The sequence below is a fragment of the Desulfobulbus alkaliphilus genome (assembly GCF_016918545.1).
Lineage (GTDB): Bacteria > Desulfobacterota > Desulfobulbia > Desulfobulbales > Desulfobulbaceae > Desulfobulbus > Desulfobulbus alkaliphilus.
In genome coordinates this window covers 69332-91024 of the sequence record NZ_JAFFQC010000001.1, presented here as the reverse complement: position 1 = coordinate 91024, position 21693 = coordinate 69332, and the positions used below count along the sequence as shown (strand labels likewise).

21 protein-coding genes are annotated in these 21693 nt (G+C 55.4%); 16 read left to right on the top strand and 5 right to left on the bottom strand.

From position 1 onward, the window contains the following. Nucleotides 1-75: 75 nt before the first annotated feature. Entirely contained in the window at nt 76-1314 is a 1239-nt protein-coding gene (locus tag JWG43_RS00440) for a bifunctional nucleoside/nucleotide kinase/histidine phosphatase family protein (RefSeq protein ID WP_205240833.1), read from the top strand. Nucleotides 1315-1489: 175 nt separating this feature from the next. On the opposite strand, the gene JWG43_RS00435 is transcribed toward JWG43_RS00440, so the two are convergent. Further along, entirely contained in the window at nt 1490-1840 is a 351-nt protein-coding gene (locus JWG43_RS00435) for a hypothetical protein (RefSeq protein ID WP_205240832.1), read from the bottom strand. 328 nt (nt 1841-2168) lie between these two features. Here JWG43_RS00435 and JWG43_RS00430 point away from each other — a divergent pair, with 328 nt between their 5' ends. Genes JWG43_RS00430 through JWG43_RS00420 form a run of 3 tightly spaced genes read left to right on the top strand, consistent with a single transcriptional unit; the run spans nt 2169 to nt 5027 of the window. Then, nucleotides 2169-3356 carry a quaternary amine ABC transporter ATP-binding protein gene (locus JWG43_RS00430; protein WP_205240831.1) on the top strand — a complete coding sequence of 396 codons (1188 nt, stop codon included), beginning with the start codon at nt 2169-2171 and terminating at the stop codon, nt 3354-3356. Further along, nucleotides 3343-4182 (top strand): ABC transporter permease, encoded by an 840-nt coding sequence (locus JWG43_RS00425; RefSeq protein WP_205240830.1) that lies wholly within the window; start codon nt 3343-3345, stop codon nt 4180-4182. The genes JWG43_RS00430 and JWG43_RS00425 overlap by 14 nt, the downstream gene beginning before the upstream one ends. Then, entirely contained in the window at nt 4179-5027 is an 849-nt protein-coding gene (locus tag JWG43_RS00420; protein WP_205240829.1) for a glycine betaine ABC transporter substrate-binding protein, read from the top strand. The genes JWG43_RS00425 and JWG43_RS00420 overlap by 4 nt, the downstream gene beginning before the upstream one ends. A gap of 116 nt (nt 5028-5143) precedes the next feature. Here the strand turns inward: JWG43_RS00420 and JWG43_RS00415 are convergent, their stop codons facing one another. Next, the gene (locus tag JWG43_RS00415; RefSeq protein ID WP_205240828.1) at nt 5144-5626 is read right to left on the bottom strand and encodes a MarR family transcriptional regulator; all 483 of its coding nucleotides are present in this window, start codon (nt 5624-5626) and stop codon (nt 5144-5146) included. 575 nt (nt 5627-6201) lie between these two features. Between JWG43_RS00415 and JWG43_RS00410 the strand changes: the two genes are divergently transcribed. The 4 genes from JWG43_RS00410 (at nt 6202) to JWG43_RS00395 (ending at nt 10677) form a co-directional block, all read left to right on the top strand. Continuing rightward, a complete protein-coding gene (locus JWG43_RS00410) occupies nt 6202-7344 on the top strand; it encodes an SPFH domain-containing protein (RefSeq protein WP_205240827.1) in 1143 nt (380 codons plus the stop codon). Nucleotides 7345-7479: 135 nt separating this feature from the next. After that, the gene (locus tag JWG43_RS00405; RefSeq protein ID WP_205240826.1) at nt 7480-8721 is read left to right on the top strand and encodes a hypothetical protein; all 1242 of its coding nucleotides are present in this window, start codon (nt 7480-7482) and stop codon (nt 8719-8721) included. Nucleotides 8722-9042: 321 nt separating this feature from the next. Continuing rightward, the gene (locus tag JWG43_RS00400) at nt 9043-9561 is read left to right on the top strand and encodes a nucleoside deaminase (protein ID WP_205240825.1); all 519 of its coding nucleotides are present in this window, start codon (nt 9043-9045) and stop codon (nt 9559-9561) included. 90 nt (nt 9562-9651) lie between these two features. Continuing rightward, nucleotides 9652-10677, top strand: coding sequence for a radical SAM protein (locus JWG43_RS00395; protein ID WP_205240824.1), 1026 nt, complete (start codon nt 9652-9654; stop codon nt 10675-10677). A 350-nt stretch (nt 10678-11027) separates the two neighbouring features. On the opposite strand, the gene JWG43_RS00390 is transcribed toward JWG43_RS00395, so the two are convergent. From JWG43_RS00390 to JWG43_RS00380, 3 genes are all read right to left on the bottom strand, one after another. Next, nucleotides 11028-13076, bottom strand: coding sequence for a methyl-accepting chemotaxis protein (locus JWG43_RS00390; protein WP_205240823.1), 2049 nt, complete (start codon nt 13074-13076; stop codon nt 11028-11030). A gap of 296 nt (nt 13077-13372) precedes the next feature. Next, nucleotides 13373-14116: a twin-arginine translocase subunit TatC gene (gene tatC, locus JWG43_RS00385; RefSeq protein ID WP_205240822.1), complete on the bottom strand. Its 744-nt coding sequence runs from the start codon at nt 14114-14116 to the stop codon at nt 13373-13375. Further along, a complete protein-coding gene (locus tag JWG43_RS00380) occupies nt 14109-14567 on the bottom strand; it encodes a twin-arginine translocase TatA/TatE family subunit (protein WP_205240821.1) in 459 nt (152 codons plus the stop codon). Before JWG43_RS00380 ends, tatC begins: the two co-directional genes overlap by 8 nt. A gap of 638 nt (nt 14568-15205) precedes the next feature. Between JWG43_RS00380 and JWG43_RS00375 the strand changes: the two genes are divergently transcribed. The 8 genes from JWG43_RS00375 to JWG43_RS00340 all read left to right on the top strand — a co-directional run bounded on the left by JWG43_RS00375 (nt 15206) and on the right by JWG43_RS00340 (nt 21563). Then, complete coding sequence (locus tag JWG43_RS00375; RefSeq protein ID WP_205240820.1) at nt 15206-16510, top strand: adenylosuccinate synthase; 1305 nt, start codon at nt 15206-15208, stop codon at nt 16508-16510. Between the two features lie 454 nt (nt 16511-16964). Then, nucleotides 16965-17231 carry a DNA-directed RNA polymerase subunit omega gene (gene rpoZ, locus JWG43_RS00370; protein ID WP_205240819.1) on the top strand — a complete coding sequence of 89 codons (267 nt, stop codon included), beginning with the start codon at nt 16965-16967 and terminating at the stop codon, nt 17229-17231. 27 nt (nt 17232-17258) lie between these two features. Beyond that, nucleotides 17259-18410: a molecular chaperone DnaJ gene (gene dnaJ, locus JWG43_RS00365; protein WP_205240818.1), complete on the top strand. Its 1152-nt coding sequence runs from the start codon at nt 17259-17261 to the stop codon at nt 18408-18410. Beyond that, complete coding sequence (moaC, locus tag JWG43_RS00360; RefSeq protein ID WP_205240817.1) at nt 18403-18888, top strand: cyclic pyranopterin monophosphate synthase MoaC; 486 nt, start codon at nt 18403-18405, stop codon at nt 18886-18888. The genes dnaJ and moaC overlap by 8 nt, the downstream gene beginning before the upstream one ends. Nucleotides 18889-19049: 161 nt before the next feature. After that, a complete protein-coding gene (dksA, locus tag JWG43_RS00355) occupies nt 19050-19412 on the top strand; it encodes an RNA polymerase-binding protein DksA (RefSeq protein WP_205240816.1) in 363 nt (120 codons plus the stop codon). 8 nt (nt 19413-19420) lie between these two features. After that, nucleotides 19421-20419 (top strand): galactose-1-phosphate uridylyltransferase, encoded by a 999-nt coding sequence (gene galT / locus JWG43_RS00350; RefSeq protein WP_205240815.1) that lies wholly within the window; start codon nt 19421-19423, stop codon nt 20417-20419. Nucleotides 20420-20428: 9 nt separating this feature from the next. After that, nucleotides 20429-20785 (top strand): response regulator, encoded by a 357-nt coding sequence (locus JWG43_RS00345; RefSeq protein WP_205240814.1) that lies wholly within the window; start codon nt 20429-20431, stop codon nt 20783-20785. Between the two features lie 64 nt (nt 20786-20849). Next, entirely contained in the window at nt 20850-21563 is a 714-nt protein-coding gene (locus JWG43_RS00340) for a GTP cyclohydrolase, FolE2/MptA family (protein WP_205240813.1), read from the top strand. Nucleotides 21564-21693: the final 130 nt, after the last annotated feature.

Here is a 21693-nt window from a genome sequence, read left to right as displayed (position 1 = left end):
TTCCCTATTTTCCCTATTTTCGTAATGCAATTAGGAAAATAGGGAAGTGTCCCTAATTTCCTCTGAGGAAAAGGCATGAAAGGAAAACTGGTTATCGTTATGGTGGGCCTGCCGGCCCGGGGGAAATCCACCATGGGGCGCAAGCTTGGCCGCACCCTGGAACTGGATGGCATCCAGGTCCGTATTTTCAATAATGGTGAGTTGCGGCGTAAGATGGAGGCCGGCGAAAACAGTTCATCGGCTGAATTTTTCTCTCCCACCAATGCTCGCGGCAAGGAAATGCGCGAGTTTATCTCCCGCACCAACATCGAGGCGGCCCGGACTTTTCTGGCTGAGGGCGGGGAGGTTGCCATCCTCGATGCCAGCAATGTCACCCGGCAGCGTCGCCGAACGATTGCCGAGGCTTTTCCCTACCTGCCGCTGTGTTATATCGAGTGTGTCAATGCGGATGAAGAGGCTCTCGAGGCTAACCTGGAGCGCAAAGCCACGCTCAAGGAGTTCTGTCACCTTTCGCCGGAGCAGGCCCTGGAGAGCTTTCTCAAACGCATCAGCTATTACGAGTCCATCTATGAGCCGCTGGATGAAGAAGCCAACCGCATCCTGGTGGATTCTTTTGATAATTGTATTCTCCAGGAACAGATCTCAGAAGTGCTGCCCTATTATGACCGGATCCGGGATATTCTCACCACCCGAGTGGTGCGCAATCTCTTTCTGGTTCGGCATGGTGAGACCTGGTACAATCTCGAGGACCGCATCGGCGGCGACTCGGAACTGACCGAGAAAGGGCGGGAGCAGGCCAATGGACTGGCCGATCATTTTGCCACTATTCGCATCCCCACAATCTTTACCAGCAATTATGTCCGCACCCGGCAGACCGCCGAGCCCATTGCCGAACGTCAGAATCAATGTTCGATCATTGCCCTGCCGGAATTCAACGAGATTCATGCCGGCGTCTGTGAAGGCATGACCTACGAGGAGATCCGCCATACCATGCCCCATGTAGCCAAGGCTCGGGGCCCGAATAAATACCGCTACATCTACCCCGAAGGTGAAGGTTACATAACCATGGAGGAGCGGGTGCATCGGGGGTTGAAAAAAGTGTTCTTCCTCAATAATTATGATGAAAATATCATGATTGTCGGTCACCGGGCTGTCAACAGGATGATCCTGGCCAGTTTTCTCTCTCGTCAGGAAGCGGAGATTCCCTATATTTACATGCCCCAGGACCGCTATTATCACATCCAGATCGACCCGCACAAGCGGATCTTCGAACTGATACCCTACAAAAGTAACCCCGTTGCCACCAAGTGGTGAAAAATGGGGATCACTGAACCCTTGTATCCGTGACGGCGGGGTTCTTGTTTCTGATAGAACAACAAAGCTGACGCACGGATGAACGCTCACGGATCCAGGTGAACAGCAGTACCCCGGTTCCCAGATCAGGCCATTTTTTGTCTGTACCAAGTGGACATTTGCGGCCAACTTCCTGTCATTGCAGACCGGTGGTGTCCTCTTCGCCGTAGCCGTGGCGCATGCCGTGTTTTTCTTCCTTTTCGGCGAGTTGCTGCCTCGCCTCTTCCTCGCTGATGCCCAGCGATCGGGCCAATTCGCCAATGTCATAACAGGGTGAACCGTCCGGGGCATAGCGCCTGGGCTGCAATGCGGGGAAAGACTCCCGGGTGGCATGTCCGGAGGCCTGCTGCAGCAGCTCCCGGGTTTCCGGCGGGCCGTACAATAAGAGCCATTCCACGGCTTCCGCCCAGATGGTACAATCCACGGTGGGGTGCTTGAGAACGGTCATTGCCGTGTCCAGGGTCCATTGCTCTTTGAATTGTTTCATGGGCCTTTTTTCTCCTGATGGTGCGGGCAACGTGGAATCTGTTCAGTCATTCCGGGTTGTTTATTCGTTCCTGGATCCGTGAACGGACGCCCCAGAGGGCGTCGGGTGAAGGTTATGCTCAAGGGCCCAGCTTTAATTATAATGTGCTTACAGCAAGATATATCCCAAAAGAGTCCAGCTGTCACGGTTTAGGTCTTGTACAGAATTCTGGTACCACAGAGTGCGGGTGTTGAACAGTTTTTTCTTGTTTATTCTGTGTATATTTCATATAGTAAATGTTTGTGTCTGTATTGTGGTGGTTGTAAAGTTCAATTGAACTTGGAGGAGAATGAAACTACAGGTCAAAAATTTATACAAGATTTTTGGAGCCAACCCGGAGAAGGGACTCGAAGCTGCCAGGCAGGGGATGAGCAGGGAAGAGATCATGTCCCGTTATAAATTAGCCCTTGGAATCCATGATGTCACTTTTGAAGTCAATGAAAGCGAGATCCTGGTGGTCATGGGACTCTCCGGCAGTGGCAAGTCGACCCTGGTTCGCTGTATCAACAGATTGATCGAGCCGACCGCGGGATCGGTCATGATCGACGAGGTTGATGTCACCAGGCTCAATGGCCGTGAATTGCGCACCTTGCGCTTGAAAAAAATGGGCATGGTGTTCCAGAGCTTCGCCTTGTTTCCCCATCGATCAGTTTTGAAGAATGTCGAGTATGGCCTTGAAATTCGAGGTGTGGCGCCCAAGATTCGTGCCGAGCAGGCCCAGAAAGCTATTGATCTGGTGGGGTTGTCCGGCTGGGAGGAATATCCCCCGGAAAGTCTGAGCGGGGGCATGCGCCAGCGAGTGGGACTGGCTCGGGCCCTGGCTACGGATCCGGATATCCTCTTGATGGACGAAGCCTTCAGCGCCCTGGATCCGCTCATCAAGCGGGAAATGCAGGACGAATTGCTGGCTCTGCAGAGTCGGGTCGGCAAGACCATCATATTCATCACCCACGACCTGGACGAAGCCCTGAAACTGGGAGATCGGATCATCATCATGAAAGATGGCCGGGTGGTGCAGATCGGTACTCCCGAGGAGATTTTGACAGCTCCGGCCGATGACTATGTCGAGCAGTTTGTCCAGAATGTGGACATCACCAAGGTCCTCACGGTGGCCAAGGTGATGCGCAAGGCGATCAGCGTCACGTATCCCAAGGATGGACCCAAGACCGTGATCCACAAAATGAAGGAAGAGGGGTTGTCGCGGGTCATGGTGGTGGATACGGACCGGAAATTACTTGGCCTGGTGGATGTTGAAGATGTCCTTACCGCTTTCAAGCGGGGGGATAAGACCCTGACCCAGATTCTGGACCGTGAGGTAGCCACCGCCCAGCCGGACGATAATGTTGCCTGCCTGTTTCCGGAAAAAAAATATCCGGTCGCCGTGGTGAATACGGAGAACAAACTTCTGGGCATTGTCAAAAGAGGATCACTGCTTGCCGCAATGGCAGACCATGGAGGGAAAGATGGAGATCGGTAAACTGCCCATCGGTGATGGGATCGAGGCGTTCATCGATTTCACCACCACCCATTTCGCCTTCATCACCAGAGCCATGTCCACGGCCATTGGTACCGGTCTGGAAGCCATGGTCGAAGCGATCATGTTTATCCCGATTCCGGTTGTCATCCTCATCTTTGCGGCTGCTGCCTGGCTGATTTCATCCTGGCGGGTCGGCCTGGGAACCTTGCTGGGTTTTGCGCTCATCTGGAATCTTGGCCTGTGGGAAGCGACGATGACGACTTTGGCCCTGGTGCTCATTGCGACCAGTCTGTCGACTATGGTCGGAATCCCGCTGGGAATCATCACCGCGCTGGTCAGTCCGATTCGCCGGGTGGTCATGCCGGTGCTTGATTTCATGCAGACCATGCCGGCCTTTGTCTACCTCATTCCGGCAATTCCCTTTTTCGGGCTCGGGCCTGTGTCGGCGATTTTCACCACCATGGTTTTTGCCATGCCGCCGGCCATTCGCATGACCTGCCTCGGTATCCAGCAGGTCCCAAAGGAGTTGATCGAAGCAGCGGATGCCTTTGGATCAACCGCATCGCAGAAACTGTTCAAGGTCCAGATTCCCCTGGCCGCGCCAACGATTATGGCCGGTATCAACCAGACCATCATGCTGTCGCTTTCCATGGTTGTCATTGCGGCGATGATCGGGGCCGGTGGTTTGGGCGGTGAAGTGTGGCGCGCAATTCAGCGTTTATGGATGGGGCGGGGTTTTGAAGCAGGGATCGCTGTGGTCATCATTGCCATGATCCTTGATCGAACCACGCAGAATATTAAATTTGGTAAATGGAGAAAAGAATGAAACTGCTCAAAATTGTAGCAAGTCTCGCCGTGGCATGCTGTTTGTTCGTCGGAACCGCAGCCGCGCAGAAAACCGCCCGGCTGGCGTATGTTGAATGGGCCTGCTCCGTCGCGACTACCCATATTGCCGGCGCGATTCTGGAAAAAAAAGGGTATGATGTCCGTTTGACATCCGTGGCCATGACCGCGATGTGGGCTTCAGTGGCTGCCGGCGATTCGGATGCCATGCTGTCCGCCTGGCTGCCGGTGACGCACGCCGATGTCTATGCCCAGTATAAGGATCAGGTCGTTGATCTGGGGCCGAATTTTGTCGGCGCCAGACTGGGGCTGGTCGTCCCGGAATACGTGACCATTGATTCCATTACTGAAATGGCCGAGCATGCCGATAAGTTTGACGGCCGGATCGTTGGTATCGATCCCGGTGCCGGCATGTCGCAATCGATCGATGAAGCCATTGCCGATAATACCTCCGGGTTGGGAGTATTCCGGCACCTGACCGGCAGTGATGCCATCATGGTGGCTTCCTTGCAGCAGGCGATCCGGGAGAACAAATGGATCGTGGTGCCTGGTTGGCAGCCGCATTGGAAGTTCGGGGCGTGGGATTTGAAATTCCTGGCCGATCCGGACGGCATCTTTGGCGCGGAGGAAACCATCCATACCATGGTCCGCAAGGATCTGGAAAAGGATAATCCGGAACTGTTTGCCTTTTTCCGCGATTTTGACTGGCTGCAACTTCCGTGGGAGTCGGTCCTGGTGGAAAATAAAGAAGGGGTGGATCCCAGACAGAGTGCGGCGGAATTCGTCGAGGCCAATTGGGAAACCATTGAAAATCTGATGCAAAAATAAGCGAAACCTTACTCCGGGGGGCGGGCTTGTCCGCCCCCGGGATTCACAGTTTCTCGTCAACTCGTGACGAGACCGCACTCCTGTTGTGGATGTATCAGCCCACGGGCTGCCCTCCTTCAGTCATCCAGGCTGATTTTTCTCACTTCCGGGTCAAGGGATAAAGTGATTCGTTCCAGCGATTCGCAAATATCGAACAACTGACGCTCCGAGATCCTGGAGGCGTCGAAAAAGCATTCCGTTTCCAGGACCCGCTGGAGCTGATCCGTATATTCCCCCCCCGCTTCCGTACACTCGATACAGACGGTCCTTCTGTCCCTGTCCTTGCGGATGCGATACAGCAGGCCTTTGGATTCCAGCCGATCGATGATGCCGGTCATGGCACTGTTGTTCATATTCAGCCGGCGGGTCAATTCCGTCAGGGTGATGCTGCCGCTCGCGTACACCTCTGAAAGGCACAGCAGCTGTGGCAGCGTAACATGGTATTTCGTGTCCAGATATTTTGAGTACTTGTCGAGAAATCGAGACATTTTCCTGATCCCGACGATCGTCTTGATACAGATGCTGCTCATCGATGCATCAGGGGGTGTTTTTTCTTGCATTCGCCTGCTCGTGTGCTTTCATACTTTTCAAGAGAGCTCCTGATGGCATGCAAGGCCATGCTGCACGGCCGGACGAAAAAACAAATTCATCCGGGGAGTCATGTCGCTTGTATGCGGCCAGGAGCTTTGCTATACTTTTTTTAGGGGAAAGTCCCTGGATCCGTGAGCGTTCGTCCGTGTGTCAGTTGTATTGTCTGTGACTGTTTGCTTAAAATACACTGCGGACGGACCCCCCCCAAAAAAAAAGGGCGGCTGTTGAAGGGTATTATCAAGGGTTCCGCTTCAAGTCCAGGTTGATTACAGCAGGATATACCAAAAAAAGTCCAGCCGTCACGGATTCACGAGGTTGCCTGGGCAAGATACAATACCCTTTGCTCGGATTCCATCGATTTCGGTTGAAATATGCTCTGTATCTGCCTTTTTTCATGGTTCCTGGATCCGTGAGGGTTCGTTCGGGCGGCGGGGGAGGGCATTGGACAAGAAAAGCCGCCGCATGTACAATCTGAAACAATACAATAAATCCCAATCAATGAAAAAGGGCTGCCGGAACGGCACGGTTCAGGAGTAGATAGACCATGGGCGTGAACAATATTATTCTGCTGGAAGCACTGGAATGGTTTGACGAGACCGGCAGGGAACTGCTGCACCGGTTGCCCGAAGAGGGTTCGGGTGAAATTAAATTCGGTGCCCAGCTGACGGTGCGGGAAAGCCAGGCCGGTGTCCTTTTTTACAAGGGTAAGGCCTGTGATGCCTACGGACCTGGGCGGCATACCCTCAAGACCGGCAACATCCCCATCCTCACCAAGATTCTGTCCGTTCCCTGGGGGATGATCAGTCCGTTACGGGCCGAGGTTTTTTTCGTCAATCTCAAGGTCTTTCCCGATCTCAAGTGGGGGACCCGGGACCCGGTGGCCTTTCGTGATGCCGAACTGGGCCTGGTGCGCCTGCGGGCTCACGGTGTTTTCAATATCCGCGTGGTCCAGCCGGTGCTGATGATCAATACCCTGGCCGGAACCATGGGCAAGTACACCACTGAACAGGTGGAGGACTATCTGCGCCAGGTGATCGTCTCCCGTTTCAATGATTACCTGGGCGAACAACTCAACAGCCTTTTTGATCTTCCCGGTTCCTTCGACGCCATTGCCGTTGGCCTGCAGCAGCGGTTAGCCCTGGATTTTGCCCGTTTCGGCCTGGCCCTGGATGCCCTGTACATCACCTCCATTACCCCACCGGCCGAAGTGCAGCAGGCCATTGATGACCGCTCCCGATTGAGCGTGATCAAGGATATGGATAATTTTGTCCGCATGAAGGCGGCCATGGCCATGGAAAAGGCGGCCGCATCAGGCGGAGAGGCAGGGGCCGGTCTGGGATTGGGGCTGGGCATGATGATGCCGGCCATGTTCAGTGGTCTTTTCTCAGGAACCCAACCCGCCGCCGGTATGGTGACCGGCAAACCCGCGGTGGAGACCAGGTGTCAGGAATGCGACCATGCCATTCCGGTGGATGCCCGTTTCTGCCCCTACTGCGGTCATCAGCAGCTGATTCAGCAGCAGTGCGGCCATTGCGGAGAAAACCTCCCTCCCGGGGCTGCTTTTTGCTCCCGGTGCGGCCTGCCCTCTGAAGAACGACCCAGAGAAATGATCTGTCCTCACTGCCACACCTCCAACCTGCCCGGGGCGGTGTTCTGTAATCAGTGTGGCGAAAAGATCAACGCGTGACCGGTTTTCTCGGCCAACAAAGGCCATCGCTGTTGATGGCGGGAGCAGTCCTTTTTTGTCGTTTGGCAACCCTTTTCCATACCAGGCAGCCTTGTGCTGTATCCGGTGGACGTGTACGTCGATCGCGGAGACCTTATGCATCTGCGTATTGAGCAGGGCTGTCCACAATGTGGCGGTCCGGTTGAGCTGACCGAAACCGATCGACTGCTGACCTGTTCTTTTTGCGGGACTCGCAACTATCTGCAGGGGAATGGCCCTTTTCGCTATGTTCTGCCCATGGCGAAACCACCAGAGGCAGCCTCGGTGCTGCTGGCTCCGTATCTTCGTTTCAAGGGTACTATTTACCTGGTGAGCGAGCGCGGCCTCAGCCATCGGGTGGTGGATACCACCCAGGCGGCGGCCCAGGTTGCCGGATTGCCGCCTTCATTGGGAGTGCGGCCACAGGCCATGCGATTGCGCCGGATCGATGCCGGGAGCGGAGCGAGCTATCTGCCCCGGCAGATCAAGGCAGGAGCCATCCTTGCCAAAGCGGCTGCCGTCGGTCGCCTTACGGTCCGGACCGGTGGACAGTTGTTTCATCGTGCCTATATAGGTGAGAGCCTCAGCTATATTTACCTTCCCCTGTTGCACAAGCGGCAGGGGGTGTTCGATGGGGTGACCGGCCTGCCGCTCGCCCCTCCCGAACAAGCGGGCAAGACCTCCCTGCGGGGCCGGCCTTTTCAGGAGGCCTGGCAGGTTCGTTTCCTGCCGACCCTCTGCCCCCAGTGCGGTGCTGGTCTGCACGGGTCGACAGATTGCCAGGTGATGGTCTGCACCCATTGTCATACGACCTGGTCCCTTGTCAGAGAAGGGCTGGCCGCGGTCGATTGGCGTTTTGTCCCCGGAACCGGGGCCACCCGGCTCTATCTGCCTTTCTGGCGGATTCGTGCCCGTATTCCCACCCTGGCCATCAGCAGTTTTGCCGACTTTGTGGAGCGAACCAATCAACCTTTTCTGCCCCGTCCCCAATGGGGTGAGCGGGGCATGAGTTTCTGGGTTCCCGCCATCAAGTTGCGCCCGAAGGTTTTTCTTCAGGCCAGCCGGCAGGCTACCCTGGCCCAGTGGCGGCTCAATCCGGTCTCCGGGCGAATCCAGCAACTGTTTTATCCAGTCACTCTGCCGGAGACCGAGGCCAGGCAAGCGATCAAGATCATTCTCGCCGCCGCGGCCACCGCCGGGGCGCGGTTGATTTTTCCGGCCCTGCCTGAGGTACGGACGGCGGATGTTTCCTCACAACTGGTCTACCTGCCCTGTGTCGACAAAGGGCACGATTGGGTGCAGCCAGAGACCGGTATCGCTGTCGGCAAAAACGTGCTGCGTCTGGGACGCTCCATCTGAAGGTTGGAGTTGCAGGTCAAGTACCTGACGCACGGACGAACGCTCATGGATCCAGGAAGTAGTCGGCAGCGGTTCCGGATATCCCCTTTTGCCCAGCCGCGGCTGCCCGCTGAAAGCCTGCTTCCGGCGAACCGGCTGGATCAACCCAGGGTTTCCAGGATCTCGTCCTGTTGCAGAGCGTGGTTCGCTGTACAGGAAAAACCCTGGAATGATGACGATGTTCGACCCGTGCCGCTTTGACAGTGGTTGGTCTTCGTGGTATAGAAAAACTATGACCGCTTGGACCGGAGCGAAGCAGGCCGGTGAAAAGGATGCACACGGATGACGAGCCACGAACAGTATATGGAGGCTGCCCTGGAAGAAGCGCGCCAGGCTCTGGCGGAGGGTGAATTCCCGGTGGGTTGTGTGCTGGTGGTGAAAGGTTGTATTAAAGCCCGTGGTCGTCGTCAGAACAGCTCCGAGGTGTGCCGCAACGAAATCGATCATGCCGAAATCCTCACCCTGCGCCGCCTGATTGGCGAGCATCCCGAGCTGGACCTGCAAGAGGTCACGGTCTATTCAACCCTGGAACCCTGCCTGATGTGCTATTCGACCCTGTTACTTTCCGGGGTCCGCTCCTTTGTCTGGGCCTATGAAGATGTCATGGGCGGTGGAGCGAACCTGCCCCTGCCCCTGCTCAACAGCCTCTATGCCCAGATGCGGGTTCAGTTGGTTGATCGGGTGTTGCGCCAGGAGAGTCTGCGGCTGTTTCAACAGTTTTTTCGCAGCGGCTCCTATTGGCAGGACAGCCTCCTGGCCCGCTATACCCTGGCACAATCGCTTGAAGAGAGCAGCCCATGACGGTCAGCACGCACAGGCGGCCCGAAGGGCGGCTGGTGAAGGTCATCATCAAGGATGATGCTGCAATTATAATATCCTGTCTTTGCTTCCATGAACGAGATACTGACGGCAAAAACCGTTGCTTTTCAGCCCGGAGAACGCAACGTTTTTTTTCACCTGCTCACCGCCTGTAATCTTTCCTGCCGTCACTGCTACATCAACCCTGCCCAGCACGGTAGCACTACCCTGTCCATGGCCACCGCGGTCAGCTGGCTGAGGTTGTTTGCCCGGCCGGACAAGCAGACCAAGCTCATCCTTCTTGGCGGCGAGCCCACCCTGCACCCCGATCTGGCTGCCATCATCAGGACGGCAAAATCGATGCGCTATGCGGTCACCGTTGATTCCAACGGTTTTCTTTTTCATAACCTGCTGGACCGGGTCACCCCGGAAGAACTGGATTATCTCAGCTTCAGCCTGGATGGTCCCGAGGCCGCGGTCAACGATCCGATCCGCGGGCAGGGAGTGTTTACGGTCTGCACCGACAATATCCGTCGGGCCGTGGCCGCCGGTTTCAGCGTCAGCCTGATCTATACGGTGTCCAGTCTCAATATCGATCATCTCCACCGGATGCCGGCTTTGCTGGAGGATTTGGGGGTGCGACGCTTTTTCATCCAGGTCATCGGCCTGCGCGGTGCCTCGGCGGTCAGCACAGTCAAGACGGAAGTCGATTGGCAGGTCGACCCGGAGCGCTGGCTGGCGGTTGTCCCCCGTGTGGCCGCCGAAGCCGCCCGCCTGGGGATCCATGCGGTGTATCCCAAGGTGTATCTGGAAAGCGATGAACCCTTCCTCTGTGCCGGTCTTGTAGCCGAGAATTATTTTGTTTTTCCCAACGGCCGGGTGTATCGTTGTCCGCTGTGCGAAGACTACCCCATCCACAGCTTTCATATCCAGGAGAACCGGCTCGTGCATCGCGACGGCCTCAACGAGGATCGCTTCTTTCCCCTGGTCATTCCGGAGGGCTGCGTCATGAACCGGCTGCTCCAGCCTGAAAACATCCGTTATCATGCCGATGGTTCTCCGGTGCATCGTATTTCCTGCTGCCTGCTCAAGCAGGAAGTCCTGCCCACTGGCGTGTAAGCCTGAAGGAGCAGGGATGGCCGGTTCCCCCCCCCCATTTTGCCATCATTGCCGTCATGCTTTGATGCACATGTAGGGGGTCGTGCCTCACTTCAGCCAACAATTGGTTTTCTCGAGTACGTCTGCTCTGGATCCGTGAGCGGACGGCCCGAAGGGCGGCCGGTGAAGGTTGTCATCAAGGGTTCTGCTGTAATTATATCACGATTACAGCATGATATATCCAAAACAAGTGTCCGGCCGTTACCGATTCAGAGTCGACGACAAAACTAAGGAAAGGGAGACCAGCACCACAAAAAAGGGGCGCCGCCCGCTTGGGCGACACCCCTTTTTCCATGGACTCCAGATGCTGATCAGGTCTTGAACCTGGCCACCATTTCCTTGAGTTTTTCCGCTATGGTTGCCAACTCCTCGGCACTGACCTTGACCTGGGAACTGGCATTGCTCATTTCGTTGGCGCTTTCATTGACCGCGGCAATGTCGGTGGCGATTTCAGCAGCGACTGTCGAGCTTTGCGCCACATTTTCGTTGACCTCGGTGATGCCCTGGGAGGCCTGGTTGACATTCTGGGCAATTTCCTTGGTGGTGGCGGACTGTTCCTCCACCGCCGAGGCGATGGTGGCAACGATCTGGTCGACATCGGCGATGACCGCGCTGATCTGGTTGATTTCAGTCACCGTCACCCCGGTGGCCTGCTGAATGCCCTCGATCTTATTCTTGATATCCAGGGTGGCCTCGGCAGTCTGCTTGGCCAGATCCTTGATCTCGTTGGCCACGACCGCAAAGCCTTTACCCGCCTCACCAGCCCTGGCAGCCTCGATGGTGGCGTTGAGGGCCAGCAGGTTGGTCTGCTCGGAAATCTCGGTGATGGCTTCGGTGACTTTATTGATTTCATCGGCGGCCCGGCCCAGTTCATTGACGCGTTCCGAAGCCTTATGCGACTGGTTGACCGCCTCGCCGGTGATATCCTTGGCCTTGCCCGAGTTACTGGCGATCTCGTTGATGGTGGCGCTCATCTCTTCCGCGGCGGCGGCGACCATATTGACGTTGACCGAGGCCTGCTCCATGGCGGCGGCGACCGAGGCCTGGTTGGCGCTCATCTGCTCGGCTGCCGCGGCCACCTGACCGGAACGGGTGGCGGTGGATTCGGAGCCGGAGGACATCTGATTGGCGATGGCGGCGAGTTGGACCGAGGACTCATCGACCCGGCTTACACCCTGGCTGATATCGCCGAACATCCGTCGCAGGCTGGTGGTCATCTCGTTGAGGGAGTTGGCCAGCGTGCCGATCTCGTCTTTCTGGTCGACATCCATGGTTTTGGTCAGATCGCCTTCAGCCATGGCCTTGGCCAGGTTGACCCCTTTGAACAGCGGCCCGGTGATTAAACGGGTGAGGATGATGCCAAGGGCCACGGCGAGGAGAATGCCACCAATTACACAGATAATGGTAATCAGGCGTCCGCGGTTGGCTATGGTCTGGGCATCCGCCACCGAGGCGGCGGCTAGTTCCTCAGCACTATGCACCATGGTGTCGATGGCGGCAAAGGTGCGGTCCTGAAACTCGGCGGCATCGATCAGCAGCAGTTGGTTCATACGGACAAAGAGTTCGCTGGCATTGTCCACCACGGCGTTAATTTGGTAGAACAGGGCAAAGACTTCCTCCGAGGCTGGAAAAAGATTGTTGGTGAGAGCGTTCCGGGCCGCTTCCACCTGACCGTTGGCCATCAGATTTTTGATCCGACCCACCTGGCGATGCAGTTCATTGTGCGGCTCTCTGAGCTGGTTGATCAGGGCCAGGATTTCCGGGTTGGTGGTACCCGGGTTGTCCATCCATCGACCCAGGGTGCAGGCGGTGGCGCTCTCGCCGCCTTCGAAGGGGATGTCAGCCATCACCAGGCGACTTGTATTGGCCAGCAGGGTGTAATGGGCGATTTCAAATTCAGCCATCAGTTGTTTCATCAGGTCAGGCTGGGTGATGTCCATGGCCATGAGTTCCTGGGACATCTCCACCACCTGATTGTTGACCCCGACCCAGGCGGTGATATTGGTGGTGAACTCCCGCCATTCGTTTTCCAGCGAGGGGAAAAAGGGCAAGGTCATGAAGTGGTCCCTGGCGGCGCCATAGATTGCCCGGGATTCCGGCAGTTGGCGATGGGCCTGTTCGCGCTGTTCTCTGGTGGCGTAGGTTGTGAGCAGACTCCGCATCAGGGCCTGAATAGTGGCGGCCTCGCTTTTGACGACAAGAATGTCACGGACCGCCGGAATTGCCTCATTGCCGAGTTCTTCCGCTTGTCGTTGCAGGTTGGCCTGTTGAGAAATGGAGAGCAGCCCCACTATCAGGATGATCAGGGCGGTCATGATAAAGCCGCCGACCAGTTTGACACCCAGTTTTAAATTTTTCACCGCATACTCCTGAAAAAAACAAAGATTGCACTGTTTCCGCACCGGTTGAAACAGTGAAATAAAGCAGACCGGTCTACTTTGTTTTTGAGAACCGTTTTGAGGTGAGAGTCATTGTTATACCTGGAAAATCCACTTGTTGTTCATCTGTTCTGATTATCTGGAAAGGGACAGGGCAAGTCAAGGAGAAAAAAGAAAGAAAAAAGGTTGCGGGAGAAGCAGTTTCCCGCTTCAGCAGGAGGGACAGGGGCGACCGTGCAAGGCTGAGGTGCCTGGGATTGCGTGCGGATACACGACAATCACCGGTTGGCGGGATCCTGATGGGTTTTCCTGTTGGCAAAGATTCTGCCGGCAAGGATCCCGGTTTCGTAGAGAACGAAGAGGGGCAGGGAGATGAGCAGCGCGGCAACGGGATCGCCGGCGGCGAGCAGAAAGGCGAGTACGAGAATGGCGATATAAAAGTAGGTGCGGTTTTTCTGGAAATGATCACGGGCAAGCAGCCCGGTCCGGGTGGCCATGACCATGAGAAAGGGAATTTCAAAGGCAAGGGCAAAAGCGAGGATGGTGCGGGCAATGAACGTCAGGTAGAGACCGATCTTGATCATTGGCGTGAGGTCTTCTCCGGCGTAGCTCATGAAGTAGGCGAGCAGTGTGGGCAGGACAATGAAAAAAGCGAACAGGGCGCCACCGGCAAAGAGCAGGCTGCCCCACAGGGTGATGCGCCGCACCAGTTGCTGTTCGTGTTTGCGCAGACCCGGGGCGATAAAGAGCCAGGCTTGATACAGGATAAAGGGAAAACTGACGATCAATCCAGTCAGCAGCGACAGCTTCAGGTAGCTGATAAAAGCTTCCATCAGATTGGTGTACACCAGTTTACCCAGGTCCGGGTAGGCCATGTACAACGGTTGCATACACCAGGAGGCGATTTGCTCCTTGAACAGATAGGCGATGCAGCTGGTGAGGGCAATGGTCAGGCAGCAGTACATCAGCCGCCTGCGCATCTCCACCTGATGCGGGCGGTACTGTTCCAGAACTTCAATCATGGTGGCGGGTTGCTGGTTCGCTGCCTTGCCGGTTTGAAGGTTGATCCTGGTCAGGGTTCTGGTCAGCCTCTTGTTGCCCTTTCTCTTCAGGGGGCAGGGGGGCTTTGCCGCCCTCGTTTTCCTGAGGGTACGGTGACACCGGCCGCAGATCGATGGGGTCGTTTTCCTCGTTTTTTTCGGAAGGTTGCCTTGTTGGTATCTCCCAGACAGAAGGGTCGACATCCAGCATTTTTGCCTTCAGTTCGTCGGCGGATTTGCGCAGGTCTTTTTCGACTGAATTCAGGTCTTCGCTTTCCTGAGCCAGACTTTCCTTGACCTGGTGCATGGTATTTTTCATCTCTGCCAGCCCTTTGGCAAGGGAGCGGGCCAGACCCGGCAATTTGTCCGGACCAACCACAATGAGGGCAACGGCAAAGATAACGATTAATTCCGGGAGGCCGATTCCAAACATGGGCAGATACCGGGAGCTGGTGTTGATGTTGATGCGAGGGTTTGGCAGCGATCATCAAAGTGCTTTCGCCGCGCAGAACTATTCGTGTATTTGCGACTGGTGAATCAACAGGTTCAAAACTATAACAGTACGAAATTTGACCCAAGGTGTCAAGCAAGGCAGGAGCGGGCGGGACCAAGAGATGGGTTCAGGGATGCGGCAAACCGCACTGTGCCTATCCTGGTGGCCGGTTCGACACTAACTTGTTTTTTCCCCGACAGTATTCGAGAGTATTTGGCTCTTGTTTGACTTTTTGATTCATAACTGCTAAATTAATAAGGTTTATGACAGCCTGAATCCGTGACGGCTGAACGCTTGTTCTGGATATATCTTGCTGTAATCACCTTGTAATTGAAGCAGGATCCTTGAGAGTACCCTGCACCAGCCGGCCTTCGGGGCGTTCGTCCGCACGCCATCTTCATTGCCCGTAAACGTCCGATACAGTCTCTTTTCATCGAACGGTCACAGGCAATAAAGCTGACGCTTGGACGAATGCTCACGGATCCAGGACAGCGTTGCTCCTGGAAAAGGTTCTTCTGGGCCGGAAGGGGTGGGCGGCCCGATTTTTCCTGTATACACATCGATATTTTGGAGAGAACATGGCCAGTGTGGTGGTGGTTGGTGCCCAGTGGGGTGATGAGGGGAAAGGTAAAATTGTTGACCTGTTGACCAGGTATGCCGATTATGTCGTTCGTTTTCAGGGAGGGAACAATGCGGGCCATACCCTGGTGGTGGACGGTCGGACATACATTTTTCATATCATCCCCTCGGGTATCCTCTATGAGAACAAAACCTGTGTCATCGGCAACGGTGTCATCATCGATCCCGGTGTTCTGCTCGATGAAATTGCCGGTCTGGGCGAACAGGGCATTTCGGTCAGTCGCAGGTCCCTGCTCATCAGCAGTAACGCCCACCTGATCATGCCCTATCACCGCCGTCTCGATCAGGCCCGCGAAGAAGCGCTGGCCAGGGAAAATAAAATCGGGACCACCGGACGTGGCATTGGGCCCTGTTACATGGACAAGGTCGGCCGGGTCGGCATGAAGGTCGGTGATCTCCTCGATCCAGGCCTGTTCAAGGATAAGCTGCAGGCCGCCGTGGATGAAAAGAATTTCATTCTCACCAGGCAATTTGGCGGTGAACCGCTTGATATCAGCTCGATCCTGGAGCAATTTGCCGGTTTTGCCGAGCAACTGGCCCCGTTGATCGGCAATGTCTCGGTGGAACTCGATCAAGCCAGGCGGCAGGGTAAGCACATCCTGTTTGAAGGTGCCCAGGGAACCCAGCTCGATATCGATCACGGGACCTATCCCTTTGTCACCTCTTCCAATACCATCGCCGGCAATGCCTGTATCGGCGCGGGCTTCGGGCCCGCGCATATCAGCGAGGTCATCGGTATTCTCAAGGCCTACACCACCCGGGTTGGCGAGGGACCTTTTCCCACCGAGTTGCCCGAAGGGGATGTCATTGGCGATGCTTTGCAAAGCAAGGGTCATGAATACGGGGCAACAACCGGCAGGCGACGGCGCTGTGGATGGTTTGATGCCGTGGTTGCCAATGATGCTGTCCGTCTCAACGGGTTGACCGGTTTTGCGGTGACCAAGCTGGATGTACTCTCCGGCTTGAAAAAACTCAGGATCGCCACCAGCTATGAGGTGGCAGACACCACCTACAGGCACATGCCGGAAAACATCCGCCTCGCCCGCCTGGCACGGCCTGTGTATGAGGAGATGGCTGGATGGGATACTGAAATCACCGCTGTCCGTGCGTATGAGGATCTGCCGTCAGCGGCCAGAGACTATCTGCGTCGGCTGGAGGATCTGACCGGGGTGGCTCCGATTCTTGTTTCGGTGGGACCCGATCGTGAAGAAACCCTGCTGCTGCGCAATCCCTTTGCCGCTTGAAAAGCTGTATTTGTTCAGCTGCGCTCAATCTGCGCATGATCAGGCTCGATAGTGTGCAATCCCGCAAACGAAGGGGGCTCTTGTCAAATCCAGGATCATGATTATTACTAAAACCCTGGATCCGTGAGTGTTTGTCCGCACGGCAGCTTTGTTATCCGTAACCGTTCGATGGAAGGACACTTTGATGGATAATAACGGGCAATGAAGATGGCGAGAAGTTGGACGCCCCGAAGGGCGGCGAGTGAAGGTTATTATCAAAGATTTCGCTGCAATTAAAGCCTGATAACAGCAGAATACAATCCAAATAAAAGTCCAGCCGTCACGGATTCAGGTTCAACGGTCGGTCCGCCTGAGGTATTTTTTTTGATTTTTTCAGGAAAACCGGGCGGGACAGGTTGGTAAAGACGCTCGGAGATGGTTTGCTCCGGGATTTTTAATAGAGGAGAAGGAGAACATGGCACGAATCACGGTGGAAGACTGTCTGGAAAAAGTGGGAGATGGGAACCGTTTTTCCCTGATCCATCTGACAGTGGCAAGGATTCGCCAGCATCGGAAAGGCGAACCTTTTCTTGTTGCCGGTAAGAACAAAGAGATTGTCATGACTCTGCGGGAGATTGCCGCCGGTGAGGTGACCTTTGAGAACATCCACGATCTTCCCAGGAAACGCAAGGCTGAGGAAAAAGTCGCTGTTGCGGCTGAAGCAGAAGACAGTGAAGAGTAACGAAAGCTAGTGTACGTAGAGACAATCATGAGCAAGAGTTATTACGAAATTCTCGGAGTCGCTCAAGACGCTTCCGCTGAGGTCATCAAAAAAGCCTATCGGAAGCTGGCCATGCAGTATCATCCTGACCGCAACAACGGCAACCCCGAGGCCGAAGGAAAATTCAAGGAAGCCGCCGAGGCCTATGAGGTGCTCAGTGATGGACAGAAACGGCGGATCTATGACACCTATGGCAAGGAAGGCCTGCATAACAGTGGCTATCGAGGACCGGGGAGCAATGATGATATTTTTTCCCATATCAACGATATTTTCGGTGATATCTTCGGCTTCAGCGGTCGTGGCAGACGACGGGATCCCAACGCACCGGTGCAGGGCGAGGATCTTCGCTACGATATTAACATCTCGTTCATGGAAGCCGTCCATGGCGTCAACCGGCAGGTGGAAATCACCAAAAGGGAAACCTGCTGGACCTGTGAGGGGACAGGCGCACGACCAGGCCATCATCCACAGACGTGCCCCGGATGTCAGGGGCGGGGCCAGGTCATTCGTTCGCAGGGATTTTTTCAGGTGAGCACGACCTGCCCCCGTTGCGGCGGTACCGGCCAGGTGATCACCGACCCCTGTGCCGATTGTCATGGACAGGGATTGGTCAATCGCAGCAAAAAAGTCAATATCCGTATTCCGGCAGGAGTTGATACCGGATCGCGGATGCGTCTCACCGGCGAGGGTGAGGGCGGGCGTCGCGGCGGTCCATCCGGTGATCTCTATGTGGTCATCCATGTTGACGATCATGAATACTTCCAGCGTGATGGCCAGACCATCTACCTGCGGTTGCCGTTGTCCATGGTGCGGGCCGCCCTGGGATGCGAGGTGGAAGCGCCCACCATTCACGGAACCAGCAAACTCAAGATACCGGCCGGAACCCAATCCGGTGAACGATTCACCCTGCGGGGTGAGGGGGTTCCCAGTCTGCGCGGAGGAGGCAGGGGCGATATGGTGGTTGAGGTGCAGGTACAGACTCCCACAAAACTGAGCAAACGGCAAAAGGAACTGCTCAGGGAATTCGATGGCATGAGCAAGGAACAGGAAGAGGAAGGGTTTTTCTCCCGCTTATTTCACGGCCACCTTGGCAAACAGAAAAAGAAAAGCGACGACTCGGAAAAGGTAGCCAATGGCTGATGAGTCGCGCCTGACGCATTTTGATGCCGCCGGCAATGCCCGGATGGTCGATGTCAGTGGCAAGGGCGAGACTGTCCGCCGGGCAGTGGCCGCCGCCACTGTACGGATGACACCACAGGCCTTCGAGATGATCCGCCAGGGGACGGTGGCAAAGGGAGATGTGCTCGGCGTGGCCCGGATAGCCGGCATCATGGCTGCCAAAAAGGTTGATCAACTTATTCCCCTGTGTCATCCTTTGCCCATCACCTCGGCTGACATCTCTTTCATCCTGAACGACCAGCAGGCAATGATCGAAGTTGAGGCAAGGGTGGGCATGACCGGACGAACCGGGGTTGAAATGGAAGCACTGACAGCGGTTTCGGTTGCTGCCCTGACCATTTACGATATGTGCAAGGCTGTTGACAAAACAATGGTCATCTCGGATATCCGTCTGCTGCGGAAGAGCGGCGGTACAAGCGGGGTGTTTGTCAGGACGTGATCCCGTGTTGCACCCTCGAGCCCTGGTTGCAGGCACCGGGAAAGTCCTGTGATGACTGTACCCGGAGAACGGGTACAGACGGTCCAGGATCAAGGCACGGAATTGATGGTCGCCCTGGCGGAGTTGAGTTGGACAACCCCCACCTATGTTGGAGAGTGGAAATGGATGAAAAAAACCTGCAGTATTTTAAACAACAGCTTGAGGCAATCAAAGCTGAAATCAATAGTGACGTGGAACAGACCCTCAGCGAGATGACCACCCAGACCGGCAATGTCCCGGACCCCAACGATCGGGCCAGTATGGAATCGGACCGCAGTTTCGAGTTGCGCATCCGCGGCAGGGAGCGCAAACTCATGGATAAGGTTGACGAGGCCCTCGCCCGGATCGAAGACGGGTCCTATGGCATCTGTGTTGGCTGCGGTTGCGAAATTGCATTTAAACGGCTGCAGGCCCGACCGGTGGCCAAGTTCTGCATTGACTGCAAGACCCGGCAGGAACAGCAGGAAAAAGAACAGGGGCGGTAAGAGATTCAATGCCTGAATTACGCAAAGATCCGATCCTCGGTCGCTGGATCATAATCGCTCAGGAACGGGGCAAGCGACCTACTGATTTCCTGGTTGAGGAGTTCAAGGTCAAGGGTGGTTTTTGTCCCCTGTGCCCTGGGCACGAAAAAACCACCCCCAATGAGGTGCTGGTCTATGGCCGGGAATGGGGGGTTCCGAATTCTTCCGGCTGGAAGATGCGTGTTGTGCCCAACAAGTATCCAGCCCTGGTGATTGAAGGCCATCTTGACAAGCAGGGTGAGGGGCTCTACGATCGCATGAACGGCATCGGTGCCCATGAGGTCATCATCGAGACACCTGATCACCAGGCTCGCTTTTCCCACCTACCCCCCAGTCAGATGCTGTTGACCTTCAGGGCATTTCGCGACCGTATCCGCGATCTTTCCCAGGATCGGCGCTTTAATTATGTGGTGGTTTTTAAAAATTTTGGCCAGGCAGCGGGGGCATCCCTGGAGCATTCCCATTCCCAATTGGTCGCTCTGCCTATCCTGCCCCGCATGGTGACCTCGGAACTCGACGGCAGTCTGTCCTATTTCAAGTATAAAGACCGGTGCATCTTCTGTGACATCATCCGTCAGGAAATTCAGCAGAAAATCAGGCTGGTCTGCGAAAACAGCCACTTTGTCACTATCACCCCCTTTGCTCCCAGGTCACCATTTGAAATGTGGATTCTGCCCAGGGAGCATAATTCTTCCTATGTCGATCAGGATGACGCGTCCCTGATCGCCCTGGCGGAGATTTTCTCTGAAACCCTGCGGCGACTGGACGGTTGTATTGCCAATGTGCCGTACAATTTTGTCCTCCATACCCAGCCTCTTCGCTCCGGCCCGCTGGAGCATTATCACTGGCATTTCGAGATCGTTCCCAAGCTGACCTCCATTGCCGGATTTGAATGGGGCACTGGTTTCTACATCAATCCCATGCCGCCGGAAGAAACCTGCGAGTATCTTCGGGAGGTCCAACTGTAGGAGGAGTTCGTGGCTAAGAAACGCATTTTGCTGGTTGATGACGAAGAAGCTATCCAGTTGCTGTATCGGGAGGAATTCGAAGATGAAGGGTATCTGGTCGATTCGGCCCGCAATGGTGAAGAAGCTCTGGCCAAATTCCAGATTCAGCCGCCTGATCTCGTTATCCTGGATATTAACATGCCCGGTATGAATGGTATCGAGGTGCTGCGGCAGATGAAGGAAATGCGCGCAGACCTGCCGGTTATTCTCAGCTCCGCGTATCAGGAATACAAGCAGGATTTCAGCACCTGGGCGTCTGAGGCCTATGTGGTCAAATCGGCAAACCTCGACGAGCTCAAGGCCGTCGTCCGCGAGCATCTTGCCTGAGCCTTGTTCTCTGGTGGAGGGGGAGAGGGACGAGATTCCATTCCGGGCCTGCACCGAAATCCCCATGAAAGATATTCAGAGCCTGCACGACTCCCGGCGCATCGATATACGCAAAGTCGGTGTCAAGACTATCTCGTATCCGATTATTGTCCTGGACAAGGAGCGAAAAACCCAGCACACGGTGGCCAGGGTCAACATGTACGTCAACCTGCCGCATCGCTTCAAAGGCACCCACATGAGCCGGTTTATCGAAATCCTCAACCGATTTCATGGAAAATTCAACCTCAGAACCTTTCACCTCATCCTGGAGGAGATGAAAATCCGGCTTGAAGCCGAGGCAGCGCACCTGGAGATCGAGTTCCCGTATTTTCTTCGCGCGGCAACGGTCATGCAGGCACCCGGCGTGGAACGATATGATTGCCGTCTGCACGGGTCTCTCGCCAATCAACTTGATCTGGTCGTTGAGGTTGATGTCCCGGTCCCCCTGCTCTGTTGCCGGGAAGAGCATGAAAGTTTCGCCCGATTTTCAGGTATATGGGGTGTGGTCACCGCGGCTGTGCGGATGAACCGTTTTCTCTGGATCGAAGATCTGATCGAATTGATCAGGCAGGGGGCGCTGCCCGAACGGAACCGACCGGATTCCGTGGAAACCATGTGCAATCGGATTGGATCGGCTCTTGATCAAAGTGACGCCTTTGATTGGTACAAAGTTGTTGTGAAAAACATTGTCAGCGGGTATGCAACATTTGCCTCTACTGAATGGCCCGAACAACAGTAACCAGTCACGGGTTGTGATTGCTTACCGAACAACAGACAACCGTCCTGAATCCAGCACCTGGCGGTCGGCTCCGGGCAAGGTGACAACAAAGAGAGGAGTTTCCTCTGCCTGCCTCAAGATCAACTCAACA